Raw genomic sequence first — 12,203 nt, 5'->3', positions numbered from 1 at the left:
CATCAGTTCACGCTAGCCGCAGCCCCGCCCCCTGCCCCCTGCAAGGCCCGGACCAGCGCCTCACCGTTGCGTTCCATCACCGCCAGGAAGTGCTCCGGAGCCTGGCCCCCTGCCACGGCGGCCGACTCGAGGGGATCGAGGGTGATCAGCGTGAGGCCCCGGTCCCGGGCCAGCGCCGTCAGGGCGCCAGCCGGCGCGCCGGGATCCACCAGAACCCCACCCAGGCGCTGGGCGCGCACCACCGCATCCACCCGGCGCAGATCCGCCGGCGAGGCCGGCACCTCCGGCTCCGGCACCAGGAACACGGTGTGCAGTCCGTAGCGGCGAGCCAGATAGGGCGCGACATCGTGCTGGGTGACCAGCGTGCGACCGCGGTAGGGCCCCAGGTCACGGGCCAGGCGGCTGTCGAGCCGGGCCAGACGCGCGGAGAACGCCGCGGCACGGGCGCGATAGCCCTTGGCGCAGGACGGGTCGAGACGCACCAGGGCCTCGCGGATGGTCGCGACCTGCTGGATCGCCAGGCGGGGGTCCAGCCAGACGTGGGGATTGTCCGGGCCATGGCTGTGGCCGGCATGGCCCCCGGCGGAGCCCGGCTCCATCCCCGCCGGGATCGGGGCGATGCCCTGGCTGGCCTCGACGACCTCCAGCCGCCCCTGGGCCCCGGCGGCGATCAGCCGCTCGAGGAAGGTCTCCATCCCCAGCCCATTCACCACGAGCAGCCGGGCCTGCCGCAGGCGCACCAGATCCGCGGGGCTGGGCCGGTAGCCATGGGGTCCTGCCCCCGGCGGCAGCAGCTGGGAGACCGCCGCACAGTCCCCGGCGACAGCCTGGGTGAGGGCCGTCATCGGAAAGATGGTGGTCATCACCGTGGGACCGGATGCGGCAGGAGCGGACGCGGCGGGAGGGGACGCAGCGGCCTCAGGGGCGGGGGTCCTGGGGACCGGCCGCAGCGCACATCCCACCAACGCGGCCGCCCCGAACAGGGTCGCGAGGGCCCCGGCCCACGGGCCGGCCGACCCTCCCTGACCCGAAGCCCTCGCTCGCGACACCGGCGCCCTCAGCCCATGACAAGGCGAACGATAACCGTTCTCAGTGCCATGGGCCGAAGGGGGTCAGTCCCGCCGTGGAGCCCCCCGACGTCGGGCCAGCACCTCCTGCACGCGGCGCCAGCTCACCCCGTGCAGGGCCAGGGCCACCTGCAGATGAAACAGGATGTCGGCCGCCTCTCCGGCGATGGCGTCGGCCTCGCCGTCCTTGCAGGCCATCACGAACTCGGCACTCTCCTCGCCGATCTTCTTGAGGATGCGGTTGTCGCCTCCCTCCAGGAGCTTGTTGGTGTAGCTGCCGGGCTCGGGATGGTCGCGGCGCCCCTCGATGACGCGCATCAGCTCCGTGCAGACATCCGCCGGTGGCGGGGCGGCATCCGGACCTCCACCACTGGGGCTGGGGCCCGCGTCGAAGAAGCAGCTGCGGGCACCGGTGTGGCACGCCACGTCTCCCGTCTGCTCCACCGTGAGCAGCAGCACGTCGGCATCACAGTCGTAGCGCAGGTCCCGCAGGCTCTGGGTGTGACCGCTGGTGGCCCCCTTGTGCCAGAGCTCCTGGCGGGATCGGCTCCAGTAGTGCACCTCCCCACTGGCCAGGGTCCGCTCCAGCGCCTCGCGGTTCATCCAGGCCACCATCAGCACCGCCCCATCGAGCCAGTCCTGGGCCACGGCCGGAATCAGACCATCCGCGTTGAAGCGCAGCCCGTCAACCAGGCGAGGATCACGCTGAAATGGTGCTTGCAAGGCCCTGCTTCGCCGCTGCCCCGATCCTCCCCCATGTCGTCTTCGGCGGCCTACAGCTGCAGCAAGCGGTTCAGCGGCTACCCCTGCTGCCACCGCCAGTGGCGCCACCCGGGGCACTGCCGCTTCGTGCACGGCTACAGCCGCAGCTTCACGTTCTGGTTCCGGGCCAGGGCCCTCGACGGCTGCGGCTTCGTGGTGGATTTCTCCAGCCTCAGGCCGCTCGAAGCGCGACTTGCCGCCCAGTTCGATCACACCTTTCTGGTCAACGCCGATGACCCGCTGCTGGACCAGTGGCGCCACCTGCACGCGGAGGGGGCCCTGGATCTGCGCGTGATGGACAACGTGGGAATGGAGGCCAGCGCAGCCCTGGTGTGGCAGTGGGCCAACGAGCTCCTGCAGGACCGGGAGGGCGGGCGAGCCTGCTGCTGGAAGGCCGAGGCCCGAGAGAACGACCGGAACGGTGCCTGCTTCGAGGCCACCCCCGACTGGTTCACGACGCCATGACGCTGACCAGGCTCGCCACGGCCTGGGCGCTGTTCCAGGGGCTTCTGCTGGAAGCCCTGCCCTTTCTGTTGATCGGGGTGGTCATTGCCGCGCTCGCCCGCCGCTTCGCCCCCGGTGGGGGCTGGCTGCGGCGGCTGCCCTCCCACCCGGTGTGGGGCCCCCTCAGCGGCGCCGCCCTCGGTTTCGCCCTGCCGGCCTGCGAATGCGGCAACGTGCCGGTGGCACGGCGGCTGCTGGTGGGTGGTGCGCCGGTGGGCACAGGCCTGGGGTTCCTGTTCGCCGCCCCCGTGCTGAATCCGATCGTGCTGGCCAGCACCTGGGCGGCGTTCCCCGACCAGCCCTGGATGCTGCTGGCCCGGCCCCTGGGCGCCGTGGTGCTCGCCCTGGGGCTCTCCCTGGTGCTGCGTCAGCTGCCGGAGACCCAGCTGTTCCGCACCGATCTGCTGGAGGAGCGACGCCTCAACCAGCCGCTCTCCAGCGTCAGCCTGCTGGAGCGCCGCACCGGATTGGTGGGCCTCGAGGCACCCCAGCTGCCCCTGGCTCCGCCGGCACGCCCGAGCTGGGCCACGGTGCTCCACCACGGCAGCCGGGAGTTTCTCGATCTCGCCCTGCTGCTGGTGATGGGCTGCACGATCGCGGCCCTGGTCCAGAGCCTGCTGCCGCGCCAGTGGCTGCTGGCCGTCGGGTCGGCGCCGACGCTCTCGATCCTGGCGCTGATGGTGCTCAGCCTGGTGGTGTCGGTGTGCTCCAGCGTGGATGCCTTCCTGGCCCTGGGCTTTGCCGCCCAGGTGACCCCGGGGGCCCTGCTCGCCTTTCTGCTGCTCGGCCCGGTGATCGACCTCAAGCTGGTGGGTCTGCTCGGTCTGCTGTTCCGGCCGCGGGGGCTGGTGGTCACCGCGGCCGGCGCCAGCCTGCTGGTGCTGCTGATGGGGCAGTGGGTCAACCTGTGGCGTCTGTGATGGCGGGGATGCTCACGCGCCTGCTTCCCCGCCTGGGCCAGGCCCTGCCGCTGGCGCTCTGGGCGGCGGTGCTGCTGCGCAGCAGCGGGGATGGCCGGCTCGATCTGCTGCTGCGGACAGCCTTCCATCCGCTGGTCTGGATCGCCGGGCTGCTGCTGCTGGGGCTGGCGCTGGCCCAGCTGTGCTGTCGGCCCGATCCGGCGGCGCCCCCGCAGCCCAGGCGGGCCCTCGCCACCGCCGCGATCGCCCTGGCCCTGCTGGTGCTGCCCCCCAATCCCTCCTTTGCCGACCTGGCCAGCCAGCGCCCGAGCGACGAGACGGCCGACACGGAGCTCAGCTTCGTGCTGCCGCCGGCCCAGCGCAGCCTCACGGACTGGGTGCGACTGCTGCGCAGCCAGCCCGATCCCCGCCTGTTCGACGGAGACCCTGTGCGGATCAGCGGCTTCGTGCTGCCGATCCCGGGCGAACCTGCCCAGCTGGCCCGGCTGCTGGTGCGGTGCTGCCTCGCCGATGCCACCCCGGTGGGACTGCCGGTGCGCTGGCCGGCGGATCGGCCCGAGCCCCCCGCCGACCAGTGGCTGGCGATCGAGGGCAGCATGGCCGCCGGCGCCGATGGCCTGGTGGTGGTGCCCGAGCGGATCCGACCGATCCCCAGGCCTGCCCGGCCCCTGGAACCATGAGCGGCCCCAACCCGTCATTGCTGGGGAACCGTGCCCTGCTGGCGGCCCTGGCGGCCCCCGCCCTGCTCAGCCTGGTGCAGCAACAGTTGCTGGTGCGACAGCCACCGCGACTGGAGCAGCTCGGCACCGCCCCGGCCAGCTCTGGCCCGGCGGCCCTGCAGGTGCGGTTCAGCCGGCCGATGGACAGCGAGAGCCTGCAGCGCCTGAGCAGCCTGCAGCCAGCCCTGGGCCACCGCTGGCTGGGCAGCGGGCAGAACCTTCAGCTCAGCCTCGACGAAGGCCAGCGCCTCGACCGGCCGCTCACCCTGGAGCTGGGAGGCAAGGATCGGCGCGGTCTTCCCCTGGCCCGCCGCCGCTTCGCCTGGGACCCCAGACCCCGGCTGCTGGCCGTGGTCAGCCAACCCGGTGGCGAGCAGCTTCAGGTGCGCCATCACGATGGCCGCTGGCAGCCGATCAGTCCGGTCTGGCCGTCGGTTCCCGTGGCCGTGCCCCTCGGGAACGGAGCGGGGGTGGCGGCTGCCAGCCAGGGAACCGACGGACTGCTGCGCCTGTGGCGGATCGACCTGGAGCAGGTCAACCTCGCCCCGGCGGCGGCGGGTCTGGAGGAGCTCCGGGTCCGCGAGCCCCGTCCCCTCGGCGCCGCGCCGGTCACCTTCGCCCACATCAGCAGCAACCGCCTCGGAGAGCTGCTTATCCAGAGCGGCAACCCGGTCTCGGGGGAGACCACCACCGAGCTGTTCTCCCGCCAGGGCCAGCGCGCGCCGCTGCCGTGGCAGGCCACCGGACCCATGCAGCTGTTGCCGGGTGGAGGCGCGGTGGTGGTGCCGGACAGCGAAGGACTGCATCTGGAGACCCTGCCCCCGCGCCAACCGCGGCGTCAGACGCTGCCGGGCAGCCGGGACCTGAGCAGTTTCTGCCCCCAGGCCGGACGGGCCCTGCTGCTGCGGCACTGGCCGGACTTCCGCCGCTCCCTGGAACTGGTGGAACCCGGTCGTCCCCCACAGCAGCTCTGGCTCGGCAGCGAAGCCCTCGTGGCCAGCGCCTGCAGCCGGGGGGGGGATCGGGTCTGGGCCCTGCTGCTGCAGGGGCGGGGCCAGCCGGAGCTGACCCTGGTGGCCCTGGATCGGACGGGCCGGCTGCTGAAGCGGCGCCACCTGAAGGGCTGGGAGCTCGAGCCCGGCACAGGCCTGTCCTTCGACCCGAGCGGCGAGCAGCTGCTGGCTGCGCTCCGCCCCCTGGCGGCGATCGGGAATCCGCCCGCCGCAGCCCAGCCGGTGCTGATCGATGCCGCGAGCCTGGCGCTGCGCCCGCTGCCGCGGCCGATCCGTCAGGTTCACTGGCTGCCCTCCGGCTAGAACAGCCCCACCGACCGTCGCCGTGTGGGTCCCAAGCTCAGTACCAGGCAGGCCAAGTTGCTGGAGGCTCTGTGCCAGGCCGGCGAGGAGCTCTCCGGCCAGGACCTCCATGCCCAGCTGCGGGCAGGCGCCATGCCGATGGGGCTGGCCACGGTCTACCGGCACCTGCGGCAGCTCCAGCAGTGGGGCCTGGTGCGCTGCCGCCATCTCCCCAGCGGCGAGGCGCTGTTCGCGCCGGCCGATCGCGACGATCACCACCTCACCTGTGTCGACTGCGGCGCCACCCAGCTGCTCGAGCACTGTCCGGTGCACGAGCTGCACATCCCGACCGGCGAGCCCGATGGCTTCCTGCCGCTGTTCCACACCCTGGAGTTCTTCGGGCTCTGCGAAGCCTGCCAACGGCGCCAGGGGCGCCCACCCCTACGCTCAGGCGGACCGGACCAGCGCCCCAGCCCCAGCGGTTGACGGGCCGGCAGCCCTCCCAACGCTTCCACCACAGCGATGAGCATCGTCGACAAGCTGACCGGGCTGGGTTACAAGGTCTTCACGCGCAGACGCAGCGCCTACGTGCTGCTGGAGGGCCCGCTCAGCTGGAAACGGGCCCGCCGCCAGGCCCGCAACCTGGGTGGCGAGCTGGCCACGGTCAACAACCGCAAGGAAAATCGTTTTCTGGCCAGAAAGTTCTCTCCCCTCGCCGCCGACGACTGCGGGCTGTGGATCGGGCTCAAGCGCAACAACCGCACCGGCAACTTCAGCTGGTCTTCGGGGTCGCGTTCGAAGTACCGCAACTGGGTACAGGGAGGCATTCCGGGTTACCGCAACAGCGAACCGAGTCCGGAACCGGATCAGAAATTCGTGCACATCTACTTCAATCCCAAGGCCTTCGGGCGCTGGAAGAATTCCGACAACACCTATCACGATGTGGTGCTCGGCGGTGGCATCGCCGAATTCCGGATCTGAAGCCCTCCGCTTCCCCGACCGTCACCACAGCCCCTCCTGCCCGCCTCAGCCGTTTCCTGTCCCCAACCAATGGCTTCCTCCACCATCGCTGCTCCCACCGGCCTGCCGGTGACGATCCTCACGGGCTTCCTCGGAGCGGGCAAGACCACCCTGCTCAACCACATCCTCACCAACCAGCAGGGCCTGAAGACCGCGGTGCTGGTCAACGAATTCGGGGAGATCGGCATCGACAACGACCTGGTGGTGGCCACCGGCGAGGACATGGTCGAACTGAGCAACGGCTGCATCTGCTGCTCGATCAACGGTGAACTGCTGGAGGCCGTCTACCGGATCCTGGAGCGCCCCGAGCCCGTGGACTATCTGGTGGTGGAAACCACGGGCCTGGCGGACCCCCTGCCGGTGGCGATGACCTTCCTGGGCAGTGACCTGCGCGATGCCACCCGGCTCGACTCGATCATCACCCTGGTCGATGCCGAAAATTTCGGCGCGGAGATCCTGGAGGGGGAGGTGGCCCGGGCCCAGATCGTCTACAGCGACATGATCCTGCTGAACAAGTGCGATCTGGTGGACGAGCCCAGGCTGGGGGCCCTCGAGCAGGAGCTGCGGGCGATCAAGACCGACGCCCGCATCCTGCGCTCGGTGAAGGGGGAGGTGCCCCTGGCGCTGCTGCTGAGCGTGGGCCTGTTCGAGAGCGACCGGGTGGTGAGCCAGCAGGAGGAGGGCCCCGGGACTGAGGTCCAGGACCACACCGGCTGCGACCACGAGCACGGCCACTGCGAGCACGAGCCCCACAGCCATGACCATGGCCACGCCCACAGCCATGACCATGGCCACGAGCACCACCACGCCACCCATCCGGACCATGCCGCCATCGAAGGGTTCACTTCGCTCTCCTTCCAGAGCGAAGGGCCCTTCGCTCTGCGCAAGTTCCAGAACTTCCTCGACAACCAGCTGCCCGCCGGTGTGTTCCGCGCCAAGGGGATCCTGTGGTTCAACGAAAGTGAGCGGCGCCATGTCTTCCACCTGGCTGGCAAGCGCTTCTCGATCGATGACAGCGATTGGCCCTCCGGTGCCCGCAAGAATCAGATCGTGCTGATCGGCAAGGACCTCAACCATGCGCAGCTGCGCCGCCAACTCCAGGCCTGCGTGGCCAAGGATGCGGGCAAGGGATTCGGCTGAACGGCGAGGGTTGAGCCATGGTAGGATGAAGGCGCCCCAGGGTGCTGAAACCCGCCCCTGCCGGGCCCACGCCAGGAAGCCTCCCCACCCCGGTTCCCGTTTCCGATGAACAGCGTTCCCATCCGTCAACTGACCTGGGCCACAGCGGCCGGCCTGGGGCTCAGCCTGCTCTCGGCTCTGCCGGTGGGCGCCCACGGCTTTGCCGAGGGTGGCCTGGCGGCCGGGGCCAGCCATCCCCTGCTGGGGCTGGACCATCTGCTGCTGCTGATCGGGGTCGGGGCCGCCGGCGCCCTGCTCGGCAGCCAGCTGCTGCTCTTTGCCCTGGGCGGCGCCGTGCTGGGCGCCGTCTACGGCCTTCAGGGCGGCAACCTGCCGGCAGCGGAGGTGCTGGCCGCCCTGAGCGTCTCCGGCCTGGGGCTGCTGATGCTGCAGCCTCTGCGCCGCCGTGCGGACACGAACCGCGCGCTGACGGGAAGCCTGGTGGCCGCTGCTGTGGCCATCCACGCCATGCTCCATGGCCTGGAGGCTTCCGGAAGCCCTGCCTGGTGGCTGGGCGCCTTGGGGGCGTCCTTGGCCGTCGCCGGCGCCAGCTTCGCGATCGTGCGCCGGGCAACCCCACGCCTGGTCCTGGCCGTGTCGGTCCTGCTCACCCTGACGGGTGGGCTGCTCGCCCTCGCTCCCCTGGCCTGATCCCGTCTGATCCAGCCACCGTCGCTACACCAACCCCAGCCAACCCGGCTAGCGTTGGCGGACTCAACTGGGCGCCATGGTCGATTTGCTCCTCTACGCCGGCGTCCTGGCCCTGTGCGGTCTGGCCCTGTGGCTCACCACTGATTCGGATGACGACAACGGCGGCGGCGGCCTGATGCAGCCGGCTCTGGTCCCCGTGCGCGTCCGCCGCTCCGACTGAGAAGCCACTGAGCACCCACCCAGCCGATCAGAGTTCCCGCAGCCAGGGCACGTGACACAAGGCACGTAGCAATTGTTACTCCCTGCTGCGTCGTTTGAACGTCTTCCTTTTCCGAGTGATCCCTAGTTTCTGGCCAGTCAACGGTGCCGTGGCACCACCTGGTCATGAAACTGTTTCGGTCTTTGATGCTCCTGGGCGCTGCCACGGCGATGGCGGCCACCATCAGCGGCTGCAGGGGGTCCGGTGACTCCAGCCAGGGCGACCCGCAGGCCGGCGATGCGGCTGCCCCTGCCGGCAATCAGGAGATCGGCGTCTATTCCGGTCGTCACTACAACACCGACAAGGAGCTCTACAAGGAGTTCACCCGCCGCACCGGCATCAAGGTCAATCTGCTCGAAGGCAAGGACGATGCCCTGATCGAGCGGGTGAACAGCGAGGGGGCCAACACTCCCGCCGACCTGCTCGTGCTGGTCGACGCCGCCCGGCTGGATAAGGCGAACCGGATGGGTCTGTACCAGCCCACCCGCTCCGAGGCGCTGGACCGGGACGTGCCGGCCAACCTGCGCGATTCCCAGGGGCGCTGGTTCGGCCTCACCCGCCGGGTCCGGGTGGCCGTCGTGAATCCGAAGGTTGCCGACCCGGCCAGCATCCGCACCTACGCCGATCTGGCCTCTCCGGCCCTCAAGGGCAAGCTCTGCCTGCGCAACAGCAAGAGCGTGTACAACCAGTCGCTGGTGGCCGATCAGATGATCCAGCGGGGTGAGCCCGCCACCGGGGACTGGGTGCGGGGCATGGTGGCCAACACCACCCAGCCGTTCTTCACCTCGGACACCCCGCTCGCCCGGGCGGTGGCCAAGGGCGATTGCGGTGTGGGGGTGGTGAACACCTATTACGTGGCCCGCATGCTCTCGGGCACCAACGGCGCCGAAGACAAGGCCCTGGCCAGCCAGCTCGTGGTGGTGTTCCCGGACCCTGCCCACGTCAACATCAGTGGCGCCGGTGTGACCCGCCATGCCAGGAACCCCGAGGCGGCCCGCCAACTGCTCGCGTTCCTGGCGTCCCCCAGCGGCGGCAAGGGCTATGCCGAGGCGAACCATGAGTACCCCCTGCAGGGCTACGGCAACAACGCCGTGCTCAAAGGCTTCGGCACCTTCCGATCGGACGGTGTCTCCGCCGAGCAGATGGGGGCCAGGAACAAGGCCGCCGTGGACCTGATGCAGGCCAACGGCTGGAAGTGATCGGCTGGACGTGATACTCAGTCGTTGTGATGCACCCGAACGGCTGAGCCGCTCCCCCGTCGCCACCGCCTTCCCTCCGGCAGCCCTTCCCCAGCGCTCGGCCCTCCGTGCTGGGGTGGTGCTGCTCTCCCTGCTGGCCCTCCTGCCGGTGCTGGCCCTGGTGGCGTTCGCCGCCCTGGGGGGAGGTCTGGGCCGCCTGGATCTGGGCCCCGACGCCGCCGAACAGCTGGGCAACACCGTGCTGCTGCTGCTGGGGGTGGGCGTGCTGGGGGCGGGGCTGGGCACAGCGAACGGCTGGCTGACCGCCAACTGCCACTTTCCCGGTCGACGCTGGTTGCGGATCGCCCAACTGGTGCCCCTGGCCACCCCGGCCTACCTGCTGGCGGCTACCGCCATCGACCTCGGCAGCCGGATGAGCTGGCGCATCCACGGCCTGGGCTGGGCCGTGGTGGTGCTCACCCTGGCGACCTACAGCTACGTGTTCCTGCTCAGCACCGAGAGCTTTTCGGTGAGCGGGCGCCGCCAGCTGGAGGCCTGCCGCTCCCTGGGGATCGGCCCCTGGGGCAGCTTCCGCCGGGTTGCCCTGCCGATGGCCCTGCCCGCCATCGGCGCCGGCATCGCCCTGAGCGGCATGGAGGTGGTGAACGAGCTGGGGGCCGTGGAGTTGCTGGGGGTGCCGACACTCTCCACCGGGATCCTGCAGCGCTGGCAGAACGACGGGGATCCCCAGGGGGCCGTGGGCCTGGCCCTGGTGGCCCTCGCGATCGTGAGCCTGCTGGTGGGGGCCGAGCGGCAGATGCGCCGCCGCAGCCGCCGCTGGCTGACCGGAGGACGCGGCGAGGGACTCACCCCCTGGGAGCTCGGCGGCTGGCGGGCGGCCCTCACCCAGCTGCTCGCCCTGATCCCGCCGCTGGCCAGCCTCGGCCTTCCCCTGCTGTGGGCCTGCCTCAGCTGGGATCAGCTGCAGCAGGAACCGATCGACGAACTGCTGTGGCTGGGGGGCCGCAGCCTGGCTCTGGCCCTGGTGGCGGGCGTCGTGACGATGGCGGTCGGCCTGCTGCTGGCCATCGCCAAGCGCTGGATCGCCCAACCGCTGCTGCAGCGGCTCACCTTCATCGCCGGCATGGGCTATGCCGTGCCGGGCACGGTGCTCGCCCTGGCCCTGATGCTGATCGGCGGACCGCTGCAGCTGAGCCCGCTGCTGCTGCTGCTGTGGGGCTATGGCGACCGCTTTCTGGCCGTGGGCAAGGAAGGGCTGGATGCCGGTCTGGAACGCATTCCCCCGAGCGTGGACGAAGCCGCCACAGGCCTGGGCTGCAGCTGGCTGCAGGTGCTGCGCCGCATTCACCTGCCCCTGCTGCGGGGCCCGATGCTGGTGGGGGTGCTGCTGGTGTTCGTCGACACAGTGAAGGAGCTGCCCCTCACCTTCTCCCTGCGCCCGTTCGATTTCGACACGCTCTCGGTGCGTGTGTACCAGTACGCCAGCGATGAGCGGGTCGGGGCTGCTCTGGTGCCGGCCCTGCTGATCCTGGCCCTGGGACTGGCCGCCGCGCTGGCCCTCGTTCCCAGTCTGGAAACGGGCTCAGGGCAGGACGGGGACAGCCCTTAGCACGCCCTCCTAGTCGCGACCACAGCGGCACTTGCCGCCCTTCCAGTGGGAGCACTTGTTCTGCTTGCAGCCCTTCTTCTTGGGCTGGCTGGGACCGCGACGCTCGGCGAACTCGGGCGTGTCGTTGGCGGGACCGATCGGCTGGGTCATGGCAGGGAAAGCCGGAAAGGGGAGGAGGGCAAGGGAGGTCGGGAGCCGGAGGTTGGGCCCCGGTCGCAGGCTCAGGCGGCGCTGGCCAGCGGTGCTGATTCGACCAGCGAGGGAGCCAGACGCAGGCCCGGTTCACCGGAGGGCACCTCGATCAGCTCGGCCTGGCGGATGCGGGACATCAACCGGGTGGTGGTCACCCGGGTGGTGCCGATGAGCTCCCCGATGCGCTCATGGGTCAGGCGGAAGGGGAGATCGCACCAGCTGCCGCAGCGCCGCCCCATGCGACGCACCAGCAACCCGAGCAGGGCATGGAGGCGCTGTTCGGCACTGCCGAGGTGACGGATGCGCAGCAGCTGCAAGGTCCATTCGTTGACAGGATCCATCCCGTCGCCGGGCTGCCGCTCGGTGTCGGCGCGAAAGCACAGGGGGGTGAGGGCCTCCACACAGACCCCCTCACTGCAGAGCCGGTCAGTGATGAGCTGATCCCCCGTCTGCAGGAACGCCAGGGTCATGCCCTCGGTCTCCTCACAGGGGCAGTACACCCGCGCCACGCCATCGAGCACTTCGATGCAGCCACCGCCGAAGCGACGGGAAGGATCGAGCAGCACGGACTGGCCCTGCGGCAGGCGCACAGCGCTGGAGGCGACGTCGGGAGGGGAGCGGAAGGGCATGGCCGCGGCGGAGCCTATTGCGAATGACTCGCAAACTAAACAAGACCGCCGCCCTTTTGCAAGCGATTCTCAATAGCGAGTATCAGCTGCGAGCGGCGCAGGGCCTGTGCCGCCTCTCTGGAAGCCTTCGTGCCAAAACCCATCGGTGGGCTGACAGCGCTCCCCGCGATGTCAACACTGAGGAGGTGTCCCGCCTTC

Annotated in this window: 15 protein-coding genes; 11 read left to right on the top strand and 4 right to left on the bottom strand. The window is 70.4% G+C overall.

Annotated elements, in window-relative coordinates; translation table 11 throughout:
• Positions 1–2: 2 nt before the first annotated feature.
• Both ACLNEE_RS05190 and hisIE read right to left on the bottom strand, forming a co-directional pair.
• Positions 3–863: a metal ABC transporter solute-binding protein, Zn/Mn family gene (locus ACLNEE_RS05190; protein ID WP_412006860.1), complete on the bottom strand. Its 861-nt coding sequence runs from the start codon at positions 861–863 to the stop codon at positions 3–5.
• 249 nt (positions 864–1,112) lie between these two features.
• Positions 1,113–1,790, bottom strand: coding sequence for a bifunctional phosphoribosyl-AMP cyclohydrolase/phosphoribosyl-ATP diphosphatase HisIE (gene hisIE / locus ACLNEE_RS05185; RefSeq protein ID WP_411422828.1), 678 nt, complete (start codon positions 1,788–1,790; stop codon positions 1,113–1,115).
• A 33-nt stretch (positions 1,791–1,823) separates the two neighbouring features.
• Between hisIE and ACLNEE_RS05180 the strand changes: the two genes are divergently transcribed.
• The 11 genes from ACLNEE_RS05180 (at position 1,824) to ACLNEE_RS05130 (ending at position 11,184) form a co-directional block, all read left to right on the top strand.
• Positions 1,824–2,294: a 6-carboxytetrahydropterin synthase gene (locus ACLNEE_RS05180; RefSeq protein ID WP_411422829.1), complete on the top strand. Its 471-nt coding sequence runs from the start codon at positions 1,824–1,826 to the stop codon at positions 2,292–2,294.
• Complete coding sequence (locus ACLNEE_RS05175) at positions 2,291–3,253, top strand: permease (protein WP_411422830.1); 963 nt, start codon at positions 2,291–2,293, stop codon at positions 3,251–3,253. Before ACLNEE_RS05180 ends, ACLNEE_RS05175 begins: the two co-directional genes overlap by 4 nt.
• 8 nt (positions 3,254–3,261) lie before the next feature.
• Entirely contained in the window at positions 3,262–3,933 is a 672-nt protein-coding gene (locus tag ACLNEE_RS05170) for a TIGR03943 family putative permease subunit (RefSeq protein ID WP_412006859.1), read from the top strand.
• Positions 3,930–5,288 carry a hypothetical protein gene (locus ACLNEE_RS05165; protein ID WP_411422832.1) on the top strand — a complete coding sequence of 453 codons (1,359 nt, stop codon included), beginning with the start codon at positions 3,930–3,932 and terminating at the stop codon, positions 5,286–5,288. The genes ACLNEE_RS05170 and ACLNEE_RS05165 overlap by 4 nt, the downstream gene beginning before the upstream one ends.
• 24 nt (positions 5,289–5,312) lie before the next feature.
• Positions 5,313–5,753: a Fur family transcriptional regulator gene (locus tag ACLNEE_RS05160; protein ID WP_411422833.1), complete on the top strand. Its 441-nt coding sequence runs from the start codon at positions 5,313–5,315 to the stop codon at positions 5,751–5,753.
• A 36-nt stretch (positions 5,754–5,789) separates the two neighbouring features.
• Positions 5,790–6,248 carry a lectin-like protein gene (locus tag ACLNEE_RS05155; protein WP_411422834.1) on the top strand — a complete coding sequence of 153 codons (459 nt, stop codon included), beginning with the start codon at positions 5,790–5,792 and terminating at the stop codon, positions 6,246–6,248.
• 69 nt (positions 6,249–6,317) lie between these two features.
• The gene (locus tag ACLNEE_RS05150) at positions 6,318–7,427 is read left to right on the top strand and encodes a CobW family GTP-binding protein (protein WP_411422835.1); all 1,110 of its coding nucleotides are present in this window, start codon (positions 6,318–6,320) and stop codon (positions 7,425–7,427) included.
• A 105-nt stretch (positions 7,428–7,532) separates the two neighbouring features.
• Positions 7,533–8,117: a HupE/UreJ family protein gene (locus tag ACLNEE_RS05145; RefSeq protein WP_412006858.1), complete on the top strand. Its 585-nt coding sequence runs from the start codon at positions 7,533–7,535 to the stop codon at positions 8,115–8,117.
• A 76-nt stretch (positions 8,118–8,193) separates the two neighbouring features.
• Entirely contained in the window at positions 8,194–8,337 is a 144-nt protein-coding gene (locus ACLNEE_RS05140) for a hypothetical protein (protein ID WP_411424496.1), read from the top strand.
• Between the two features lie 185 nt (positions 8,338–8,522).
• Complete coding sequence (locus ACLNEE_RS05135; protein WP_412006857.1) at positions 8,523–9,575, top strand: extracellular solute-binding protein; 1,053 nt, start codon at positions 8,523–8,525, stop codon at positions 9,573–9,575.
• Between the two features lie 10 nt (positions 9,576–9,585).
• Positions 9,586–11,184 (top strand): ABC transporter permease, encoded by a 1,599-nt coding sequence (locus tag ACLNEE_RS05130; protein ID WP_411424498.1) that lies wholly within the window; start codon positions 9,586–9,588, stop codon positions 11,182–11,184.
• Between the two features lie 9 nt (positions 11,185–11,193).
• On the opposite strand, the gene ACLNEE_RS05125 is transcribed toward ACLNEE_RS05130, so the two are convergent.
• Positions 11,194–11,334 (bottom strand): hypothetical protein, encoded by a 141-nt coding sequence (locus tag ACLNEE_RS05125; protein WP_411424499.1) that lies wholly within the window; start codon positions 11,332–11,334, stop codon positions 11,194–11,196.
• A gap of 71 nt (positions 11,335–11,405) precedes the next feature.
• Positions 11,406–12,005, bottom strand: a complete 600-nt coding sequence (locus ACLNEE_RS05120; RefSeq protein WP_411424500.1) for a Crp/Fnr family transcriptional regulator — start codon at positions 12,003–12,005, stop codon at positions 11,406–11,408.
• Positions 12,006–12,203: the final 198 nt, after the last annotated feature.

It is taken from the genome of Aphanothece stagnina RSMan2012 (assembly GCF_046764815.1).
GTDB lineage: Bacteria > Cyanobacteriota > Cyanobacteriia > PCC-6307 > Cyanobiaceae > NIES-981.
This window is presented reverse-complemented; position numbering and strand designations above follow the sequence as displayed.

Bases quoted from the DNA above. Each gene is read 5' to 3' on its own strand.
- ACLNEE_RS05140 (WP_411424496.1), top strand. From the start codon at position 8,194: ATGGTCGATTTGCTCCTCTACGCCGGCGTCCTGGCCCTGTGCGGTCTG.
- ACLNEE_RS05165 (WP_411422832.1), top strand. From the start codon at position 3,930: ATGAGCGGCCCCAACCCGTCATTGCTGGGGAACCGTGCCCTGCTGGCG.
- ACLNEE_RS05120 (WP_411424500.1), bottom strand. From the start codon at position 12,005: ATGCCCTTCCGCTCCCCTCCCGACGTCGCCTCCAGCGCTGTGCGCCTG.
- ACLNEE_RS05190 (WP_412006860.1), bottom strand. From the start codon at position 863: ATGACCACCATCTTTCCGATGACGGCCCTCACCCAGGCTGTCGCCGGG.
- ACLNEE_RS05145 (WP_412006858.1), top strand. From the start codon at position 7,533: ATGAACAGCGTTCCCATCCGTCAACTGACCTGGGCCACAGCGGCCGGC.
- ACLNEE_RS05180 (WP_411422829.1), top strand. From the start codon at position 1,824: ATGTCGTCTTCGGCGGCCTACAGCTGCAGCAAGCGGTTCAGCGGCTAC.
- ACLNEE_RS05150 (WP_411422835.1), top strand. From the start codon at position 6,318: ATGGCTTCCTCCACCATCGCTGCTCCCACCGGCCTGCCGGTGACGATC.
- ACLNEE_RS05155 (WP_411422834.1), top strand. From the start codon at position 5,790: ATGAGCATCGTCGACAAGCTGACCGGGCTGGGTTACAAGGTCTTCACG.
- ACLNEE_RS05135 (WP_412006857.1), top strand. From the start codon at position 8,523: ATGCTCCTGGGCGCTGCCACGGCGATGGCGGCCACCATCAGCGGCTGC.
- ACLNEE_RS05170 (WP_412006859.1), top strand. From the start codon at position 3,262: ATGCTCACGCGCCTGCTTCCCCGCCTGGGCCAGGCCCTGCCGCTGGCG.
- ACLNEE_RS05175 (WP_411422830.1), top strand. From the start codon at position 2,291: ATGACGCTGACCAGGCTCGCCACGGCCTGGGCGCTGTTCCAGGGGCTT.
- ACLNEE_RS05125 (WP_411424499.1), bottom strand. From the start codon at position 11,334: ATGACCCAGCCGATCGGTCCCGCCAACGACACGCCCGAGTTCGCCGAG.